This window comes from Fibrobacter sp. UWT2 (genome assembly GCF_900142545.1).
Taxonomy (GTDB): domain Bacteria; phylum Fibrobacterota; class Fibrobacteria; order Fibrobacterales; family Fibrobacteraceae; genus Fibrobacter.
Genome location: NZ_FRBF01000008.1, coordinates 132,066 through 153,269, shown reverse-complemented (window position 1 = coordinate 153,269; position 21,204 = coordinate 132,066). Strand labels below are relative to the sequence as shown.

The window sequence follows — 21,204 nt, the reverse complement described above, 5'->3', positions numbered from 1 at the left end:
ATTTAATCCATCATTCCAAATCTATATTCTATTAGTTAATAATGCAACTTGGAATAGTGTGATTTTAAGGCTTTTTTGTCCATAAATGTAAACTTTTTGAAACAGACTAGAACCGCTAGTCCGCCCTGCTCCGGCCTTTTTGCCGCTATCCCAGTGCGTCAAGTTCTTCGTAGCGTTCGTAAGCCTTTTCAAGTTCCGCTTCGCGATCAGCGATTTCCTTCTGCAACTCCACGATTCGGGCAGCATTGGTGAACACTTCGGGCTTGGAAAGTTCCGTCTGGCGTTCAGCGATTTCGCTTTCCAGCTTTTCGATTTTTTCGGGGAGGGCTGCGTATTCGCGCTCCTCGTTGTAGCTACGCTTTTTCTTTTTCACAGCCGATGCCCCGGCACTCAGGGACGGTTCCGCGCCGGAACTCTGAGCGGCCCTCGCCTGCTTTTCGGCTTCTTTTTCGGCAGCAATGCGGGCGGCGTTGGCGGCTTCCTTGTCGCGGACCTTCTTCTTGGCTTCGTAATCGCTGTAACCGCCCACCGATTCAAACACGCTTCCGCCATCTTCGATTGCCAAGATGCTTGTCGCAACAGAATCCAGGAAGGCGCGGTCATGGCTTACGGTAAGCACGGTTCCCTTGTAGTCTGCCAGGAGTTCTGCGAGCAAGTCAAGCGTTTCCATGTCCAAGTCGTTGGTAGGTTCGTCGAGCACGAGCACATTGCTCGGGTGACTGAACAGGCACGCGAGCAACAGGCGGTTGCGTTCGCCGCCACTCAAGGCGCTGATCGGGCCACGGGCGCGATCAGCCGAGAAAAGGAAGTCTTGCAGATAACTTAACACATGGCGTTTGACACCGTTCAGCATCACATACTGTTGACCATCGGCAATGTTTTCCACAAGCGACTTGTCTTCGCGAAGGCGTGTACGCATCTGGTCAAAGTAAGCTACTTGCAGGTTCGTGCCCAGGCGAATGTCACCGGTATCGGGCGTGAGTTCGCCGAGAATCAGGCGCAAAAGCGTCGTCTTGCCCGAGCCATTCGGGCCCACGATTCCAATGCGGTCTCCGCGAGAAACCTCGGTCGAAAGTCCACTGATGAGGGGCGCGCCGTCGTAAGAGTAACTCACATCGGTAAGGCGCGCCACCAGGCGCCCCGAACGGTCCGCCTCGGTGATCTGCATATTCACATTGCCCGTTCGGGTGCGGCGCGCTGCACGTTCTTCGCGCATCTTGATCAGCGCGCGCACGCGGCCCTCGTTACGGGTCCGCCGCGCCTGGATTCCCTTGCGAATCCAGACTTCTTCTTCGGCAAGGCGCTTGTCGAACAAGGCATTCGCCTTGTCTTCTTCGGCCAAGGCCTGGTCCCTGAACTGTACAAACTTGTCGTAAGGAAAATCCCAACTGCGAACGCGGCCGCGGTCCAAGTCAAAAATGCGGGTAGCCACACGGCGCACAAAGGTGCGGTCGTGACTTACAAAAAGCAAGGCGCAATTCAAGCGCGTCACGATTCCTTCGAGCCACTGGATAGCCGGAATGTCCAAATGGTTGGTCGGTTCGTCCAGCAACAAAAGGTCAGGATCTTGCGCCAAAGCCTGCGCAAAAAGCGTGCGGCGTTTTTGACCACCGCTCAAACTGTCGTAAAGAGCCTCGGGATCTATTCCCGTCTTTCCCAAAATCGCTTCGGCATGGGTATCGTGGGTACCATCCTGCATCACCCCCGCCATGACCACATCACGCACCGTACCCTCGATGTGGGCCGGAATTTCCTGAATCATGCGGGAAATCTTGAGACCGGTCTTTTTGACAATCTCCCCAGCCTGCACTTCGGCATCTCCAGAAAGCACCTTCAGAAGCGTACTCTTGCCACAACCGTTACGGCCCACCAGGCAAATCCGGTCACCCGCTTCGATATCAAAGCTTACGTTGTCAAGCAAGGGAGCATTTGCCCCGATGCGTAAAAGGAGATTTTGGGCAGAAAGAATCGGCATGGTTCAAATTTAGAATATTGAGAACGCCCAATAAATTTTATTATAATTAGAAATATGAAAACTTTTTCGTTGTCCAATCGTTTAGCAGTTATTCTCCTGGCCAGCACCTTCGCTGTCTCCAGCGCCTTTGCGCAAGGGGACTTTGAAGGCTCCGGCGAAGTGCCCGACCCGAACTGCGTAGGCGACGGCTGCGGTTTCGTATCCGCCGATCAGGCTGAACAAGGCGAAGAAAGCGCCAGCTATTCTTACGGCGACAACAGTTCCGACGAGAACGGTTCCGCAGAGAATAGCTCCGCAGAAGAACCCTGGCCCGACTCCACAGAACAGGCCTCTGCAGACAGCACCGAAAGCGAAGACGCTCCGGAAGTCGCAACCACGAACATCGACGAAGAAGACGAAGACACTCCCCACTACATTCAGGAGAACGCCGCCGAATACCGCGCCCGCAAGGAAGGCTTCTCGAAGGGCGTGCAATTCGGTATTCGCGCCGCCGCCGGCGTAAGCAAGAGCTTCGGTAAACACGCAAGCGACTGGAACCTGGGCCCCGAATTTGGCGGCGGCCTTATGGCAAGGCTCCCCTTGGGCAGATCCTTCGCCGTCGCCACCGAACTGGACTTCACCTACCGCCTTTACAGCTACGAGGGCAAGTCCGACTACGGCAAGAACGAAGCGAGCATCAACGAATCCCTTTTTGAAATCCCGGTCATGGGCCAGTTCATCTTTGATGAAGACGGCTTCTTTATTGGCCTTGGCGTCAACCTCGGACTCAAGATGAGCGGAGACTCCGAATTCAAGCAGACCATTGAATTCGAAGGCGAGACCTCCAAGGACAAGCGCCCCAACACCGTCCCTACCGTCGGTGTCGAAATCGGCGGGCTCTTCGATATCGGCTATGTCGTCAACCGCTGGCTGGTGCTGGACCTCCGCGCCGTGCAGAACTTGACCAACCTGCTGGATCTGGATTTGATCGCCGAATCCACTCTAATGCATTCAAAACTTTACACAATGCACATTACTTTGGGCGCCACATTCCTGCTCTAATAATTTTCGGGAATTTCCGTTACGTCTCAGCTAAGTAAAAAAAATTTTCAGCACCATTTTTACCCGCTTAAATTATTTTATAGGCGGGATTTACGTGCTCTTTTATTATAATTAGACTATGGATTTAAAGAGATTGAGTGTAGCAGTCGCCATGGCTTTGGCATTTTCCGTGCCCGCCATGGCTCAAGATGATGATGATGAAGGCTGGGCCACCGCCCCCTCCGCCCAAAGTACCTCTGGCGAAGAAGGGTCTTACGACGGTTCAACCGACAGCGAATTTGCAAACGACGAAGAATACGCCAGCGCCTACGCTCGTTACAAGGCTGAGACCACCAAGAAATCCGAAATCAACCGCATGCGTAACGAAGGTTTCCAGCGCGCCGTGTTGCTGGGTATCCGCGCCCAGGGCGGTATCAACACCTTCTTTGGCAAGAACTCCGACGGCTGGAAGATGGGCTTCCAGGGCGGCGGCGGCTTGCTGCTGAAGATGAACTTCATGATCAAGAACCTGAGTCTTGTTCCGGAACTCACCTTCAACTACAGACATTACTCCTACGAACAGGATATGGATGCCTACACGAACGAAGCCAGCATCGATATCATGATGTTCGAAATCCCGATTATCTTCCGCTACACTTTCGAAGACTACGACTTCTACGTCGGCCTGGGTATCAACATGGGCCTCAAGCTGAACGGTTCGTCTGAATTCAAGACCAGCGGCGGTACGCGCGAAAATACGGTCGCTACCTCCGGTATGGAAGTGGGCGGCGCCCTCGACATCGGTTATATGCTCACTCGCTGGGTCAGCGTCGACGTTCGCGTCGTGCAGTGCTTCACCAGCCTCTTGAACAAGACTCTGGTGGCCGAAGAAATCTTCTACGATTCTTCGCTGAACACGTTCTATACCACTCTCGGTATAAACTTCATGTTCTAATTCTTTCTACTTATAAAAGAAAAACGGAGCTGAAAAAGCTCCGTTTTTTATTTCCGTCATTTGCCTATTTAGCGGACGCTGACCGCCTGAAGGCCCGAGGCCGTCTTCAGGATATAGCGGCCTGCATTGCGGATTTCGATTTTCACGTTCGCAGACGATGCATGGTAGCGGCCGATCACGCGGCCCTGCATGTCCATCAAGGTCACTTCCGAACCGGGCTTTACACCAGAGACGGAGGCAACACGGCCTTCAACGGCAACGCGCATCTGGGCCGGAAGCGCAATATCGGGCTGAATAACGGTGCGTCCCGGAGTGAGCGAATCGTCATCGAAGATATGTTCAACATCCACGTTGCACGGCTTCATCTGATCGATCGATTCGGACTGGTCCAGATAGATATTGCTGAAGAAATTCATATTGCTCATGGTTGTGCGACGGTCACAGAAGAAGATATCGATATCGTAGGTCTTTCCGACAACAAGCGCATCGCCATTCTTATCCGTCAGGCGAGACAAGTCTGCGTAACCGGGAGCCGCCATGTGCGAACCACCCAAGTCAATCGCAAGCCTTCCACCGATAAAGATCCAGATGTCATCATCGCCACGAACACCAAAGCGTTGGCCCTTCTTGTAGGTAAACTTGGCATGGCTTTCAAAGCAGAAATGCTGGTTACGGCCATTTGTCTGCGATGTCCAGCGAGGACTACCCGAACCGGGCGCAGAATAGGTTTCCGTGCCATCCTTGAAGAAGGCCCAGCCATCTGGAGCCTGGTCGGGGCAAGACCAGCCCCATACGCAGAAGTAACTGCTCGAAGACGTTATACCGAAATACGCTGCTGCAGGATCAACAATATCTTCGCCATCGGCAAAGAGACCGCTACAGTCAATACCCTTGTTCCAACCAATGCCTTTGCAAAGGACATTCATCTTCATCACGTTTTCTGTAGAATCCAGTTCGCGAAGTTTCGGACCGATAAACACGGGGCCTTCCGCCTCACGTTTCGTTCTGGCTTTAGCGAGCGGCGTTCCGACCACAATGTCATCGTCAACCTTGCCTTCTGCGGAGTAGAAGCCACCCATCACGTTGGTACCCGGAGAAATGTAGTAGTCCGACGAGAATTCCCACTTGCCGTAGCTGTTAAGCGTAAACGGGATAGTCGAGCAAGACGTTTCGTTCACCTCTTCGGTCGAATTGAAAAGCTGGTCGAACAGGTCTGAATTGATAAAGCACTTTTCACCGGTTTTAGAGAGCACCGGCTTGTTGTCCGGACCAAGCAAGGGTTCCACAATCCCCGGCGTGACACCGATACATGCGTTTATTGCCTCTACAGCCGCCGTGCGGGAAACTTCCTGCGCACCCATCTGGCAACCTTCGCCTCCCGGAGAATAACAAGAGAATGCCGGATGAAGGCTTGCATCGGTATCATAAACGATACCGCGCAAATGAACTTCGCAAATGCCATCCAGTCCAGGATACTTAGCATACCAATAAGTTTTGGTCGGGTCATTAGCCACGTAGTAAAGTTCTGTGGTATTCAATTTTTTATACAGGGAATCAATGTTCGTATTCGCGGCAAATTGCATCGAAGCGTTCTCCTTTCCAGAGAAGGTAGCCTTGGTGGGAAGCGCTTCTTCAAAGAACAGCGTCGAATACCAACCGCAATGATCCTCGTTGACCTTCATCGCGGTTTTTGCTTCGGAATCTCCATTGCCAAGCGCAGGAATTTCGCCGAACCAGTCAGCAACCTGCGGCGGCAAGACATGCAGCTTGTAAATAGGCTCCGGAGTCTTAAACCGAATCAAAGTCGAGTGTTCCTTTTTGGGGTCTTCAAAGATGTAGACCGAATCCTTGATCGTAGAAACATCAATGCCGTACAAGGTGGTGTTGGCGCAATAAAAATCATTCGAGAACGCCGTGTTCACGTTAAAATATTCAAGATAGGTGAAATGACCCGTGCATGTCGAATTCACGTCGGTAAAGGCGATTTTATCATTAAACAAATTATAAAGCGTATCAACGGCAAGCGTATCATAGATATGTACCCACACCTTGCTAGAATCCACCGTATCGCGGACCATGACAGAGGAGCCCGTTTCTTCGTCAAAAACGCAGTTGCCGTCCCCATCATCCAGGCAGTGTGTTGTAACCTTATACTGCATTTTTTGGACAGAATCAATCTTTATGTTTCTTCTGACAATCCTAGTTTTCAATTCGTCTTGAACAATGCTCCAACCGTCGACCCTTTTCTTTTGAATCTTGACAGCGGAACCACCAACAATAACGTAGTCTTGACCCCAATTCGATTTGTAGAAAATCTTGGGAGGCGTTACATCTTCGTAATACAACAAGCTGCTACTAAAGTTAATGTACAAGTCATCCTGATTCTTAAAATCATTTGCCGTAAAAGTCTTCGTGGACTTATAGGACTTGACGTAAACGTAACCCGTCAAGACACTATCTTCGTCATAGACCTTCGTCCTCACGCTATCGGGGAGGCTCCTGTAAAAACAGAACGGAGCAATCGTGTCGCCCTGGAGGAGCGTCTTGACCGGCACCTTGAACCAGTTGAATTGGTCCTTCGCCGTAACTTCGATATCTTTTGTGCCGATACTCCTGACGACTCCACTGTCGTTTTTCGCCGTACAACCCACCGAAAGGTAGATGCTTTCTGCCTTACGGGGTGACGCTTCCAAATAGACATTGCCTGTAAAGTTCATTGCAAACGTAGCGGTTGCAAGAACTAGAGTCGCTAAAGCGATACATTTTTTCATGTTTTCCACCTTCTAGTAAACTTTTCTTCACAAAGATACGTTCTAGAAGGAGGTTTTTCAAGCAAAAAGTTTACGTTCGTTTACAAAAAACGCTATTTCTTCTGCTTAATGCCGCGGGCGCGCTGGATTTCGCGTTCAATCAGGCGCTTTTCAACCGCGAAGAAGTCTTCATTCTTCTGGATGGCATTCTTGTAGATGACATCGGCGAGTTCAGGTTCACCCGCAAGAAGCGAAATGACGATGCAGTCGCGCAAGAAGATGTCTCCCATCTCGTTAATCTCGTAACGATCGAAGAAGTCCGCAATCAGGAGCGCTGCCTGCTTGTAAACACCTTCGCGGGCGGCTTCCAGAATATTGAATTCATCGGCAAAGCTGCGCGGGAATGCATTCTTGGCGACAAGATCCAACGCCTTCAGATAAACCTCATCGGAATCGCGGGCTTCCATCGGGATTTTACGAATCCATTCCACAAAGTTTTCGCGGAACTTCTGGTAACCCACAGTCGTTTCAAGTTCAATCAGGCGCGGATTTTCAGACACGATACTATCCAAGATAACGCTGTCGCCCTGGACAATCGTATCGACTTTGACAAGTACGCGAGAGAACGAATCCTTGGCCGCAGCCGTTTCAAGTTCCTGCATGTAAGAGAGCACCGCCGTCTTCTTGAATTCATCCTTCGGTTCGGCAAGCATCGCCTTCACGCGGGCAGGGCGACGCAAGGCATAGTCTTCGGGGTCCAGGTACTGTTGCCAGCAAACTTCACAGCTATCGAACACGTTCACGATGTGTGCTTCGGAATGAACGAAGCGGGCTTCTTCGGCCTTGTTGTCAACCATCGGAATAAACAAACTGTTCGGTTTCACGCCTTCAAGCAGAGACTTGACCATCTTATTGGTGAAGAGGAAGTTTCTTTCGCCAAAGAATTCCGGATCGCGGTGAATGCGGTTGAATTCAGCCACTAATGCCGTATCGGTAGAGAAACGCCCGATGCCTTTCTGAATCACCGGTTCATCACTTGCAATCATGATGATGTCGGGCTCATCGGTGGATTTATACAAACTAACGTACGGGAATACCGTATCAAGCGCCTTCAGAATATTCAGGAACATCAGGTCGTTAAATTCATAAGTCTGAATCCACTGCACCCAAAGGGCGCCCGGTCGCATGTAACGGCGCATCTTGGCGTAGAACTCATGAGCAAAAAGCCCAGCCACACCGCTCACCCACGGGTTAGAGGGCACGCTGATAATCATATCGTACTTGCGACGGTTCGTATGGAAGAACGTCGTCGCATCGTCAATAAAGATGTGAATGCGCGGGTCATCGTAGCCGCGGTAATTCCACGGGTAGAATCCCTTCGCCAAATCCATCATCGCCTGCTCAATTTCTACACAATCGAAATCCTTAAGCAGAGGGTCGGCGAGCAAATAATGGGCACCCATGCCGCTACCGAAGCCAACCATTGCAGCGTCGTACGGCTCCGTCTTTACAGCCATCGGCATGAAGGCTGTTGCGGCCTGCGTCAGTTCATCACTTGAGATTGGAGCCTCACGGTTCTTGCTCATGCTCGCGTCGGCCTTACCGTTCGTCTTCACGTAGTAATGCACCGGCGATTCGTGGAAGCTGATGGTTGCCGTCTTTCCGTCAATCACCTGAATCTTTTCATTCGGATGCATATTTTTGTAGCTGCGGAACACGCCCGAAGTAATAAGCGACGGATCGAACTTTATAAAGAGCGCCGGCATAATCATCACGCACACCATGATATAGAACATCACACTGTAGCGGAAGCGCTTGCGGTAAATCACCAGCAGCAAGAAGCCAATTGCAAAGTCAAGCAACGCAGCCGTCACAAGAGCGCCCTTGAGCTGCAAGAGCGGCAACAGCACAAGGCCACCGCCTGCAGAACCGATGATAGAGCCCAGCGTATTCCAGCCGTAGACCTTGCCAATCGGGGCTTCGCTCTTGAAGGCGCGAGTCAAAATCAACGTAATCAGCGGGAGCGTCATGCCCGCAAAGAAACTCGTAGGAATCATCCACAGCATCGAAAGCGCATACTTGAACAGGCTCCAGCAAACGTAACCATCAGACGTCGGATTGAAAATCTGGTTCGCCTCGTTCATCATGCCCCAGAAAGGCTGATGGAAGTACAGCGTGCAAAGCGCGAAGAACGCCATGAAAATCTGCGCCATCGAAAGCACAATCAAGCTATCTTTCTTAAGCAGTTTGCCGCTTACCGCAGAACCCAGCGCAAGCCCCAAGATAAAGGCCGAAAGCATCTGGTCAAAGCTATGGCTCGAAGAACCCAGCAACAGCGACAGCAAACGAATCCAGACGATTTCATAGACAAACGAAGTAAGGCCCGTAATCGCCGCAATCCAGAACCAAGTGTTCTTCGGCGGCATGGCAAGCTTATGTTCGGCCACGTAGTCTTCGTCATGAACTTCAGGTGCATCTTCATCTTTAGGCGCCACCGGCGATGTCGTCACGCCGATAAAGCTGAATACTGCCGCCAGCAAGAAGTTGATAGAAGCCGCCACACACAAGGTAGCATGGTTACCGATTTCAGGAATCAGCAAGTAACTGGTCGCCAGAATACCGATGGCAGAGCCCAAACTGTTCGTAAAGTAAAGCATCGGGAGCGAAACTTCGGCACCGCTCTTGCGCATCAAACCCGCCGCAATGAACGGGAAGGTCATACCCACCGCAATCGCAATCGGAAGTGTAGAGCCCGTCGCCAAAATTACCTTGGCAATTTCAGCTCCGCGGCTAGTCAAAGATGCCGTGTATTCGGAATCGTAGAAAATACCTGTCAGCCAATTATACAGCGGATGGTAAGCCACCCCGCCAATACCGATGGCAAGTTCTACAATACCATACCCTAGCAACGGACGCTTGGTATGCACCACCATCTTGCCTGCCACAAAGCTACCGATGGCTAGGCCGCCCATATAAATGCAGAGCGTGAGCACCTGGCCGTAGCTAGAATGCCCCAAGAAGAGTTTAAGGTAGCGAGCCCACGAGCCTTCGTAAATCAGGCCCGCAAACCCGGACAGGGCAAACAGGAAATAGACTAGGATATTCATATCCTAATTATAGTAAGAAGTAGACAGTAGGAAGTAGGAAGTATTTAGTTTGGTCGTATAACTTGAACAAACGCGTTTTTTACTTCTTTTCAGCTTTTTCGACGGCAATTTCGGCTTTTTCAGCCGCTTTTTCGGCAGCAACCTCGGCAGCCTTGATTTCGGCCTTCCACGGGGTAAGGCCTACCACGTTGTCGACCGGGAGCGAAAACGCGATTCCCTGACCCATGGTGTCAAGTCCCGCCTTCTGGTAAAGAGCATGCAAAACGGCATCCTTGATCTTGGCGTCGACCAGAATCATGACGATTTCTTTTTCGGGCTGAATCGCGATATGGAAAAAAGACTCGGCTTCCTTGTTCGCCGTACCGCGAGCATTCAGAATCGTACCGCCACGGGCACCGGCATCCTTCGCCGCTTCCATCACGGTTTCAGAGAATCCGGTATTCACAATACAAAAGATGACTTCGTGATTGAATCCGCTCATTTTTCGTTTCTCCGTACCGCATCGCGGTTGTCGCTTAAAAAGTTAAAGATGGACTTGCCGATAATGCTTGCCATCGGAATCGTATAGGCAATGCCCTTGCCGCCCACAATCGTATTGAATTTTTCGGCAAGGCTGTCGAGGGCTGCACGCAGGTTGTTTTCGCCAATCACGCTAATGATCACGGCGCGGTCCGAATCGGCAAGGCCCATGGCTGTCGCAATTTCACGCGGGGCAGTCCCCTGGCCGAATAGCACCATCTGCATGTTCACGCCAAAAGACTGGATGTGGTCCATGTAAAAGTCCGCCTTGGCACGGCCCACCACCGTAATCAAAATCTTGAGGCGGTTCATGGAAATCTTCGCACGAGTATTCGTGCGCAAGACCCTATTCCTGATTTTCTTTTCCAGTTCCACAACGCCCCCTACATAAAGTCAATAATCTGTTCATCGTCGGCATCCTGGATGCGACGCATCATCATGCGATTACGAACCACCGTCGAAACAATGGCCCTGAAGCCAAGAACCTGGATGGTAATCAAGGGCGTCATCGCGACCATCGCGACAATACCGAAAGCATAATTCAAAATAGAATCGCCACCGTCACGCAGGCCCGCGCATGCACCAATTGCCAAGGGCAGAATAAAGCTAGAGGTCAATGGACCGCTCGCCACGCCACCCGAGTCAAACGCAATCGCGGTATAAAGCTTAGGCACAAAGAACGAAAGCCCGAGCGAAATAAAGTAACCCGGAATCAGGTAATAAATAATCGGGAACCCGACAATAATGCGGATCATCGAAAGGCCAATCGAAATTCCCACACCTACCGAAAGAGCAATCAACATGGAACGCTTGGTCACCAGGCCGCCAGTCACTTCTTCAACCTGCTTGTTCAACACGTGCACCGCAGGTTCTGCAAGCACCACCACAAGGCCAAGGACAAAACCGGCGATCACCAGCGCGCGAGGCATGGCCGACAGCTGCTTGCCCAGTTCAAAGCCAATTGGCATGAATCCGACGGCAACTGCCGTTAAGAACACCACGAGACCCACGAACGTATACACAATGCCAAAGGCCATCGGAGTTAGTTTTGCCCACGAAAGACGCAACACCGTCAGCTGAAGTAACATGAAGAAAACGACAATAAGGCCAAGGGCCACGATTACTTCTTTAACGACACGCAAAATGGCAGGCAAGAAGTTTATACCTAAGTTCGCATCAATCGAGTACGCAGACTCCGAAAGCTGGTAAGCCAAGTCGCCCTTCGAAAAAATCACAAGCCCCATGAGCGCAATAATCGGGCCCACCGAGCAAAGGGCAATCAGACCGAAGCTGTTCTCGTTTGCGTTTTTACCGCCAATGGCACCGGCCACACCCACACCAAGAGCCATTATAAACGGCACGGTAATCGGACCCGTGGTCACACCGCCGGAATCAAACGCCAGGGGCACGAACATGTCTTTGCCAAAGGTGACCATGACCATGCCGAGCATGAACAACACGAGGTAGAAAAAGATGATGATTGTCGAAAGGTCTTTCTTGAACACGATCTTTACAATCGAAATCACCAGGAATATGCCGACACCCACACCAATCGTTGTAATCAGGAGTGCCGGCTCGACAGCATTCTTTACCTGCTCTGCCAAAACCGACAAGTCGGGCTCTGCAACCGTAATGAGCACACCCATCACGAAGCATACCGAAACAAGCAATAGCAAACGACGAGATTTAGTAAGGCCCGAACCTACATGTTCGCCCATCGGGGTCATGGCAAGGTCGGCACCCAGGTTAAAAAGCCCAATGCCACCAATCAAAAATACCGCACAAATCGTAAAAACAACAAGTTGCTTGAATGACAGCGTAACAAGCGGCGTGCACGACACCGCAAGCACAATCAGCGTAACCGGTAAAACCGAGGCGAACGCCTCCTTCAACTTGTCCAGCAAAATCTTGAACATCCGCGTGAAATATAGAAAAACGCAAGAAAACGCACATTTTTATAATTATTTTTCGTAAAAGATGCAACCGATGCAACTTTTAGGGCATCTAAAGGGTACAATGGACGAAAAAGTGATACTTCAACACCTTAAAGGCGGCAGCCGCGAAGCTCTAAGCCTGCTTTGGCAGGCCCACAGCGCGAACGTGCTGAATTTGGCTTTTAGGATGATGAAGGACCGCGACGAGGCCGAAGACATTCTGATGGATGTCTTTGTGCAAGCCCCCAAAGCCGTCCAAGGCTTTCGAGGCGAATCGGCCCTCGGGACATGGCTTTATAGGCTCACGGTAAACGCCTGCCTCATGAAGCTGCGCGCCCAAAAGCGACACCGCGAACTCGAAGAAGAAAAGCTTGATGTCATTATAGAAGAGGTACTTGGAAAAGACGACGCCAAAAATGAATACTTCGACGCAGAACTTCTAGAAAAGGGCCTAGCGGAACTCCCGGCAGAAACCCGCAGTATGCTCTGGCTCAAGGATGCCGAAGACTTGGATGTAAAGGACCTCGCCGAAATCTACAAGATGCCCGAAGGAACCATTAAAGCAAGGCTTAGCCGCGCAAGACACTTTGTGAAGAACTATTTAAAGGAGCGTAAGAACCATGCCTAACAAAATCGATTTTTCGAAGCTTGAAAGGCTTACCCCCCGGGAAGATTCCTGGGCAAAAGTCTGCGCCCGCCTGGACGCGGAAGCCTCGAAAGCACCCGCCCAAAAGAATATCATTGCAATCAAGACTTGGTACAGCGCCATTCCGCTGGCCGCAAGCATTGCACTTGTGGCACTTACCGCCCTTTTGCCTTCGATGACGCAAAACATCGAACAGACTGGGGCCAATACTACCGAATACGTTTCTATCAACAGCTCTGCACCGTCCGAAGTATTGAGCTGGTATTCTAGCCTCGGAAATTCCACCAGCGACGAATTCGAAACTCTGGAAGAAACCGTCGGCTTTAGCTATTTAACCAAGGAGTAACACAATGAACGGAAACAAACTCTTCGCGGCAAGCATTGCAATACTTGCCCTCGCCCTGGGATTTTTCCTGGGCAACCTCCACATTAACGGCGGCTGCTGTTGCCAGCAGACAGAAATGTCTTGCTGCAAAAAAGGCGGCGGCATGCCCTGCGAGCACAGCGCCATGCATGCTCCGGGCGCTCCCTGCGATTGCGTAAAGGGAGAACCCTGCTCTTGCGAAAAAAACGGACAGCCCTGCCATTGCCCGAACTGCGCCAAGCACGGTCACAAGGGCCCGCATGGCGACATCGACAAAGGCCATGGTCCCAAATTCAAGGGGGGCATGGACCCCGCTGCCATGGATTCCTTGCTGCAGGTAACGCCGGAACAGAAGGCCGCTATTGAAGCTAGCCGCGCTAAAGGAGATTCCATTTTCAGGGAACTCCGCAAGCAAAAGCACGAAGCCGAAAAGGCCCTGGGTGCCGCTCTTGAAAGCAGAGATGAAGCAAGTATCGAAGCCGCCAAGGCAAAGGTGCTTGAAGCAGACAAGGCTTTGCTTGAACACCGCATTAACGGAATGGCAGCTCTCGGCAAGATCTTGACCGCCGAACAGCTTGAAAAGTTCAACGCATTCCACAAGGAACAGATGAAGAACTTTAGGGAGCGCATGAAGAACGGACCGCACCACGGCCCCCATGGCGGTCATGAACACGGCAACCCGCCTCCTCCGCCTCCGGCTAACTAAAATTTGACTCCCTCAAAAAGCAAAAAGTCCTCGGCATCGCTGTCGAGGACTTTTACTGTCTACCGTCTACTTCCTACTATCTACTGATCATTTCTTCATAAACGGCAAATTCTGAGCGACACGGAAAAGACCTTCAGCACGATGCCTGTTGCCCGCAGATTCCCCATTCAAGGTCTCCAGGAAACGAGTCAGTTCCAGCACGCTACCACCTTGCTTGAGCACATACACGGAGCAAAGGGCGATTACACCGAGAGAAGAATTGATGATATCAAGATCAGTACCCGCCAGCTGGAATGCCGCTAACTGGTATGCATCTTCCATATTTCCTTTTATCATTCTGTCAATGTCGCCGAGAGTCGTAAATCCAAACGACACGAACACCGCCAAGAACCGCGAAAGCGACGTCTCGTGGATTTCGGCCTGGTTAATAGAGGCGATACGCTTGTTCAGCGAATCGAAAGGACGAAGTTCCAAATAGTTGCCAAAGGAATCGCCATTCAGTTCCACTTCGTCAAAACTGCCCGAACTCACCAGGGACTGCACATGACGACGGTAATCATTGATACCCGAACGAATTAGGCAGAACTGCTCATCGACCAGTTCCAACATTCCCGCGAGGCGGTTCAAATTGCGCAAGTATTCCTTGGGGACTTCAAAACCCGACTTGTAACCCGTATCGTGATCCAGCACCGACCACACATGCTGTAAGGCCGTGCGCATCTGCACCTCAAAACGAATCTCGTTCATTTGCGGAAACTCAGGATCAAAATACTTTTCTTTAGGCAAGCGACAAATATAATGCAGAGAATTGTAGCCGAAACTGTGAATTTCATGCATCTTACGTTTATCGATACTATTGTCCCAGTCAATTTCAAAAAGGCGACTCACGAGAGCGGCAACTTTATCGACTTCATCGCTATAGAAGGTAATAACGCGGACTCCCAAAATATCGGTCAAATCCGCAAGCGAATTGTACTTGCCCGTCTTACGTTCAAGTTTGCCCGCAAGGCTGTCTTCTGCCTTGACGCGGCCTTCGATTGCATTGATGTAGATTTTATTTTCTTCAATACTTTCGCGAAGGGTTCGCTTGACAACTCTCAACAGCTTTTCAAATACAATTCGCTGCTCGCGGTACTCTTCCAGAATCAGCGATTCTTTAGGCGGTAAATTGTATTCCTTCTTCTCCGCGTCCATGACACACCTTATTTCTTGAATACTTTTTCGATTGTTTCTGCAAATTCGTCGTATGCGAATGTTCCCTTGAGGCTTGAGAGCGCACGTGCGAGCCCGCGGAAATGCCATTCGTGCGAAGCCTTGTCCTTGACGCAGAACAAGTCCCATACCTTGTCGCCAATCGCCTGGTAATCGCGGTAGATGGCGCGGATATTACTTAATTTATCTGCAATCGCTACGATTTTGACTTCGTTAGTCGCCGAAGACAAACGTTCAATGGCTTCTTCTTTGCGAAGGCGCCAACTTTCCTGACGGCTCTTGCCTTCAAATTCAATATCCGATTCCGCCTCCACAAGTTCCGCAATGCGCTTGCCGAATTCCCGTTCCACGTCCTTGAGGGTAACCGCCGTATCTTCTACGGTATCATGCAATGCAGCGGCGGCCAGAAGCTCCTGGTCGTTTGTCATGGTAGCAGCAATCGAGACGGCTTCCATCGGGTGGACGATATACGGGAAGCCCTTCCCCTTGCGTTCCGCTCCCTGGTGTGCCTTGACCGCAAAAACAATCGCTTTGTCGAGAATTGAAGTATCCATGACACTAAATGTATATAAAAATTTTTCTATTTTTACCCACGCAACAAATAACCGCGCAGCGGAAAGGATTAATCTATGTCGAAACTGACTGATTCTCAGGAATGGAAGGCCCTCGAGGCCCACGCCGAAGTTGCCAAGACCTGGCACATGAAGGAACTCTTCGCAAAGGACCCGGCTCGTGCCGAAAAGTTCAGCGCCGAAGCCTGCGGCCTCTTCCTGGACTACTCCAAGAACATCATCACGGACGAAACCATGGCCAAGCTCCAGGACCTCCTGAAGTCTGCCGGTTTCGAAGACATGCGCCGCAAGTACTTTGCCGGCGAAAAGATTAACACCACCGAAAAGCGCGCCGTGCTCCACACCGCTCTCCGCTACAAGGGTAACGATCCGATCTGCGTCGACGGCAAGGACGTGATGCCCGAAGTTCGCGCCGTGCTCAAGCACATGGAAGAATTCACGAAGCTCGTGCGTACCGGCAAGTGGAAGGGCCACACCGGCAAGTCCATCAAGTATGTGGTGAACATCGGTATCGGCGGTTCCGACCTCGGCCCCGTGATGGTGACCGAAGCCTTGAAGCCGTATGCCGACAAGCCGGCTGCTGGCGAATACTCTCCGGAAGTCTACTTCGTTTCTAACATCGACGGCACCCACATGGCCGAAACGCTCAAGAAGGTGAACATCGAAGAAACGCTCTTCATCGTTGCTTCCAAGACCTTCACCACTCTTGAAACCATGACGAACGCCGAAACCGCCAAGGCTGCCGTTCTCAAGGCCTTCAACGGCGACGAAAAGTCCATCGCTAAGCACTTCGTGGCACTTTCCACCAACACCGAAGCCGTGTCCGCCTTCGGTATCGACACCGCCAACATGTTCGAATTCTGGAACTGGGTGGGTGGCCGCTACTCCCTGTGGTCTGCCATCGGTCTTTCGATCGCTCTCCGCATCGGTTTCGACAACTACATGAAACTCCACCAGGGCGCCTACGAAATGGATCAGCATTTCAAGACCGCTCCGGTCGACAAGAACCTCCCCGTTATCCTCGCCCTCATCGGCGTGTGGTACAACAACTTCTTCGGCGCTTCCAGCTACGCCATGCTCCCGTACGACCAGTACCTGCATCGCCTCGCTGCCTACTTCCAGCAGGCCGACATGGAATCCAACGGCAAGACCGTTGACCGCGACTCCAAGCGCGTGAACTACCAGACGGGTCCGATCCTCTGGGGCGAACCGGGTACGAACGGCCAGCACGCCTTCTACCAGCTGATCCACCAGGGCACCAAGATGATTCCGTGCGACTTCATCGCCCCGGCCAACAGCCACAACAAGGTCGGCGACCATCACCAGAAGCTCCTCTCCAACTTCTTTGCACAGCCTGAAGCCTTGATGAACGGCAAGACCCTCGCCCAGGCCCAGGAAGAACTCCGCAAGGACGGCAAGAGCGAAGAAGAAATCGCATTCCTCGCTCCGCACAAGGTATTCGAAGGCAACAAGCCGACCAACTCCATCATGATGGACTACGTTTCTCCGGAAACGCTCGGCGCCCTCATTGCCATGTACGAACACAAGATCTTCACGCAGGGCGTGATTTGGAACATCAACAGCTACGACCAGTGGGGCGTTGAACTCGGCAAGCAGCTCGCCAAGAAGATCCTTCCGGAACTTGCCAAGGCTGACGCTGAACTGAACCACGACAGCTCCACCAACGGTCTCATCAAGTGGTACAAGGCTCATCAGAAGTAATCTGAAGGGCGGGTAAGCCGCTCCCCAAATTTAAAAGGCCGCGACTAAAAGTCGCGGTCTTTTTTTCATACGCACTAGCATTTTTCGCATAATTTGTTATAATTTTTACATTGGGACGCTAAGAAAGGAGTTTGCCTGCTATGACCATAGGCAAGAATTTTACCACTAAAATCGCAGCTGCATTTGTCGCCTTTACGCTGACGGGTTTCTTCATGTGTTCTTGTAGCGAGAGCACTCCCGAAAAAGTGAATCTTGTAGAACCGATTCCCGCCGATACAACCGCAAGCTCGACGCCGGACAGCGATTCCACCACCAACGAGAAGCCCGACTCTACGGCCAAGGTTCCTAACGACTCTACTGTCAGCGCTCCTGATTCAGAGGCAACCACTGAAACCACCCATAACATTCTCGGCTACGTCAACCGCGGTCAATATACTCTCGGAAGCGAAGTCGTTTTGCGCGAACTTGACAGCACCCTTGCACAGACCGGAATCGTCCACCGTTCCGCCATTATCGATACTTTGGGCTTATTCCTCATTCCTGATGTCAAGCTGACTCAGCCGTACGTCCATATCGAAGTCATTGGCCAGTTCAATGCCGTTTGCTACGATTACATCGAAAGAGGAGGCAATTTCTTCGGAGCGATCGAAGCCTACGCCGACGTGCGCAAAGGCGATACAATTAACCTGAATATCTTGACGCTAATGCAGGCGAAGCGACTTCCCCGCTATATTGACAAAGGCTATTCCTTCGATTCCGCCATGTCTGCAGTTCAATCTGAAATTTCTGCACTCTTGATGCTTGATACTTTGCATACGGATTTCAACAAGCTGAACTTGGTAACAGAACAAAAGGAAAGCTACTACCTGTTAGGCGCCACCGTTCTTGCCGACGCCTATGTCCACGAGGACGCCTACTTCGACAGCATGCTTGACAATGAAGTTCTGACCGATTCTATTACAGGAAGATTATGGCAACAGGCTTATAACGCCGCCAATAGCAAAGACTGCTGGAAGATTACGGAGAATTCCAGAAGATACGGTTACCACTTTATCATCACCGACGCCAAGAAATACCTCAGCCAACTCTGGGTCGCAAAATACAACTTTGGCGAATGCACCGACGAAAACAAGAACGAAATCAAGGCCGCCGCATTCAACAGCAAGGACGTAATGTATTGCGACTCTACCAAGAAATGGCACGATCCCTATTCTTGCACGGAACTCGATGAAATTGTTCTGAATTCTACCGTAGGTGACACCATTGCAGGGCACTTGACAGAGGCGCCTTACTGCAAAGATACTTATTACTACTGGGGAACTTTCCAGGGAACTCCCCAGTGGCTACAGGCAGACAACATCGCAACCGGACTTAAGCTTGCCTGCGTCAAAGAAACAAGAGGCCTCTACGGCAAGAGCGGCAAAAAATGCTACTACTGCGACGGTAGCTACTGGCTAGAAAAAGACATGACCGAATGCGACGAACACATTGTTTCTGCCGGGCAAACAAATTAAGGGGAGAAGAACGAAATGACCAAGAACATTTTTGCAATCCTTTTGGCAAGCAGCCTTTTCTTGTTCGGTTGCGGCGACGATTCCTCTAGCGATCCGCAAGACGATTCCTCTAAAGATTCCGAACTCAGCAGCAGTAGCGGCAACAGCGATAAAGATGACAAGAACAGCTCCGAATCCAAGGCCGATTCATCGAGCACATCAGATTCGCTGAACACTGAACCGGCAGCGCTGTTCGAAAAAGCCCTGTTTACGGTTATCTACGATCACTCAAAATGGAACGAGGCGAACGTCCTTGAAATTGACACCTCCATGAGTCCTACGGGTCGCGAATTCATGCAGAAATCGACCTGCGATTCCTGCGCATTCGAATTCAAGAACCTGAAACTTAAAACGCCTTACGCCCTTTTAAAAATCGACTACAAAAAGTATGCAGCGACGCCCGTATGGAGCTTCGTAGATTTGAGTCGCACCGACACGGCATACTTGAACGTGCTCACCACTCTCGAATATAAAAGAATCCTCAAGCTTATAAAAGACGGCGTGGCCGCAGATTCCGCCGAAAAGCAGGCGCAAAGCGAAATCTTGAAAGAAATATTCAACGATATTCCCAAGTTGAAAATTTCTAATCAGATTCCCAACGATGAAAAAGATTCCGTAGCAACGATGATCCTGCAAGTCATACAGTCTACCTCCTTGCAGTATAATAGTGACGCACCCAGCGTCTTTGCAGAAAACGGCAAACTGGACGACTCCTTAATGATTTATATGGCAGACCATCTTGCCAACGGTTACATGTACGAATATTCAAGTGACATTCCCACCCCCAGGCCCGAAAGACCTATTACTACCGGTATTTACGGGCGTATCTACGGATTTGGCGAATGTTCAAGCAAGAATATCGACACTATCAGAGTAATCAAGGATTCCACCAGCAAGTATTACAAGCACCCATTCATTTGTTCCGAAAAGTTCGGCTGGTACAGTCCCGGCACAACTTTCGAGGACACCTACACTTGGGAACCGGGCCACGATGGTGAATTACGAGTAGGCAGCGTAAACGAAGATCGTATGTACGCCTACGACTCCGTTCAGGGCAAATGGATTTCTCCCAGCATGCTAGAGAGCGTCCCCTGCATCACCTCAAACTTGGGAAAAGTCCTCAAAGAATCCGATAATTCCTATAGTGCTACTTATTACTCACCCTATAGAATATGCGAAGATTTAGGCTACCAGTTATTTTGGAATACGGCAAATAAAGAACAATATTACTCGCAAGGAATCGAATGCGACTCCGCCTACACAAGGCGCCCGAGCCTCATGGATTCTACCGTACAGGTTCTTTGCTACGAAGGCAGATACACCGTAATCATGCCGACTGGTCCTGAGGAACCGCATGAAGAAACCTTGCTAGATAAAGAAGCAAAACTAATTTCCTGTGGCGAGGACGAAGAATCGTTCCATCAAGGCCAAATCGACACGACCATCTATTACCTGTGCTACAAGGGCGAAATCAGCGTTGCAGCCGAATTCGACATGATCATGGGCCACCCCTGTAAAGCTGAACACAAAGGCTATTACTCCTACCAGAATTCCATTTACAGCTGTAACGGATTTGCCTGGCATTTCGCCAGTGACTCCTTGGTAACTGGCACCGTCGAAGACGAACGCGACGGAACCGTATACGGAACCATCGGCATTGGCGACCAGATTTGGCTTTCGGAAAATATGAACTTGGCAATTGACTCTAGCTGGTGTCCCGAAGACAGCCTCAAGTATTGTGAAAACTTCGGACGTCTGTACCGCTGGGATGTAATCCTCGGCGAAAACGCGCAGGTAGATAACATTTGCCCCACAGGTTTCCGCGTTCCCACCAACGAGGAACTTGAAAAGCTCGAAAAATTCGGAAAGACCTGGTTCAAGAACAAGATGGACACCCAGATTTTCAAGACCAAGAATTTCACGCCCGGCGAAGACCTGCTCGGATTCTCGCTTTATCTTGCTGGGGGCCGCAGTCTTAAGGGCAGCTATAACGGATGGCGTTCTAGCACCAACTTGTGCAGCCAAGACTATTCTGACGCAGACTCATCCGCTTACGTCTACAGGCTTAGCGGAGAGAACAGCGGAAACTTTGTCCTCACCAGGCAAAAAGCATATCTGAGCTGCAGTGTAAGGTGCATTAAAGAATAAGAGATTTGAATCGAACAAAAG

General features: G+C 50.8%; 16 protein-coding genes. 8 read left to right on the top strand and 8 right to left on the bottom strand.

The features are described 5' to 3' along the window. Positions 1-145: 145 nt before the first annotated feature. Complete coding sequence (locus tag BUA40_RS07765) at positions 146-1,975, bottom strand: ATP-binding cassette domain-containing protein (RefSeq protein ID WP_072800070.1); 1,830 nt, start codon at positions 1,973-1,975, stop codon at positions 146-148. A gap of 54 nt (positions 1,976-2,029) precedes the next feature. Between BUA40_RS07765 and BUA40_RS07760 the strand changes: the two genes are divergently transcribed. After that, positions 2,030-3,016: an outer membrane beta-barrel protein gene (locus tag BUA40_RS07760; RefSeq protein WP_072800069.1), complete on the top strand. Its 987-nt coding sequence runs from the start codon at positions 2,030-2,032 to the stop codon at positions 3,014-3,016. 118 nt (positions 3,017-3,134) lie between these two features. Further along, positions 3,135-3,950: an outer membrane beta-barrel protein gene (locus BUA40_RS07755; RefSeq protein WP_143149730.1), complete on the top strand. Its 816-nt coding sequence runs from the start codon at positions 3,135-3,137 to the stop codon at positions 3,948-3,950. A gap of 68 nt (positions 3,951-4,018) precedes the next feature. Here the strand turns inward: BUA40_RS07755 and BUA40_RS07750 are convergent, their stop codons facing one another. From BUA40_RS07750 to BUA40_RS07730, 5 genes are all read right to left on the bottom strand, one after another. Further along, positions 4,019-6,721, bottom strand: coding sequence for a fibro-slime domain-containing protein (locus BUA40_RS07750; protein WP_143149729.1), 2,703 nt, complete (start codon positions 6,719-6,721; stop codon positions 4,019-4,021). A gap of 92 nt (positions 6,722-6,813) precedes the next feature. Further along, positions 6,814-9,807 carry a spermine/spermidine synthase domain-containing protein gene (locus BUA40_RS07745; RefSeq protein WP_072800066.1) on the bottom strand — a complete coding sequence of 998 codons (2,994 nt, stop codon included), beginning with the start codon at positions 9,805-9,807 and terminating at the stop codon, positions 6,814-6,816. 79 nt (positions 9,808-9,886) lie between these two features. Next, complete coding sequence (locus tag BUA40_RS07740; RefSeq protein WP_178299585.1) at positions 9,887-10,288, bottom strand: P-II family nitrogen regulator; 402 nt, start codon at positions 10,286-10,288, stop codon at positions 9,887-9,889. Next, a complete protein-coding gene (locus BUA40_RS07735) occupies positions 10,285-10,701 on the bottom strand; it encodes a hypothetical protein (protein WP_072800065.1) in 417 nt (138 codons plus the stop codon). Before BUA40_RS07735 ends, BUA40_RS07740 begins: the two co-directional genes overlap by 4 nt. Before the next feature lie 8 nt (positions 10,702-10,709). Continuing rightward, positions 10,710-12,242: a DUF1538 domain-containing protein gene (locus BUA40_RS07730; RefSeq protein WP_072800064.1), complete on the bottom strand. Its 1,533-nt coding sequence runs from the start codon at positions 12,240-12,242 to the stop codon at positions 10,710-10,712. Positions 12,243-12,354: 112 nt separating this feature from the next. Here BUA40_RS07730 and BUA40_RS07725 point away from each other — a divergent pair, with 112 nt between their 5' ends. Genes BUA40_RS07725 through BUA40_RS07715 form a run of 3 tightly spaced genes read left to right on the top strand, consistent with a single transcriptional unit; the run spans position 12,355 to position 13,976 of the window. Continuing rightward, complete coding sequence (locus tag BUA40_RS07725) at positions 12,355-12,888, top strand: RNA polymerase sigma factor (protein WP_255369245.1); 534 nt, start codon at positions 12,355-12,357, stop codon at positions 12,886-12,888. Then, positions 12,881-13,252 (top strand): hypothetical protein, encoded by a 372-nt coding sequence (locus BUA40_RS07720; protein ID WP_072800062.1) that lies wholly within the window; start codon positions 12,881-12,883, stop codon positions 13,250-13,252. The genes BUA40_RS07725 and BUA40_RS07720 overlap by 8 nt, the downstream gene beginning before the upstream one ends. A gap of 4 nt (positions 13,253-13,256) precedes the next feature. After that, positions 13,257-13,976, top strand: a complete 720-nt coding sequence (locus BUA40_RS07715) for a Spy/CpxP family protein refolding chaperone (protein WP_072800061.1) — start codon at positions 13,257-13,259, stop codon at positions 13,974-13,976. Positions 13,977-14,063: 87 nt separating this feature from the next. On the opposite strand, the gene BUA40_RS07710 is transcribed toward BUA40_RS07715, so the two are convergent. Both BUA40_RS07710 and BUA40_RS07705 read right to left on the bottom strand, forming a co-directional pair. Then, a complete protein-coding gene (locus BUA40_RS07710) occupies positions 14,064-15,170 on the bottom strand; it encodes a GTP pyrophosphokinase (RefSeq protein ID WP_072800060.1) in 1,107 nt (368 codons plus the stop codon). Positions 15,171-15,178: 8 nt separating this feature from the next. Further along, positions 15,179-15,742 carry an HD domain-containing protein gene (locus BUA40_RS07705; RefSeq protein ID WP_072800059.1) on the bottom strand — a complete coding sequence of 188 codons (564 nt, stop codon included), beginning with the start codon at positions 15,740-15,742 and terminating at the stop codon, positions 15,179-15,181. Between the two features lie 75 nt (positions 15,743-15,817). On the opposite strand from BUA40_RS07705, the gene pgi reads away from it, so the two are divergent. The 3 genes from pgi to BUA40_RS07690 all read left to right on the top strand — a co-directional run bounded on the left by pgi (position 15,818) and on the right by BUA40_RS07690 (position 21,183). After that, positions 15,818-17,482: a glucose-6-phosphate isomerase gene (pgi, locus tag BUA40_RS07700; protein WP_072800058.1), complete on the top strand. Its 1,665-nt coding sequence runs from the start codon at positions 15,818-15,820 to the stop codon at positions 17,480-17,482. 140 nt (positions 17,483-17,622) lie between these two features. Beyond that, positions 17,623-18,996 (top strand): hypothetical protein, encoded by a 1,374-nt coding sequence (locus tag BUA40_RS07695; RefSeq protein WP_072800057.1) that lies wholly within the window; start codon positions 17,623-17,625, stop codon positions 18,994-18,996. Positions 18,997-19,011: 15 nt separating this feature from the next. After that, a complete protein-coding gene (locus BUA40_RS07690) occupies positions 19,012-21,183 on the top strand; it encodes an FISUMP domain-containing protein (RefSeq protein WP_072800056.1) in 2,172 nt (723 codons plus the stop codon). Positions 21,184-21,204 lie beyond the last annotated feature (21 nt).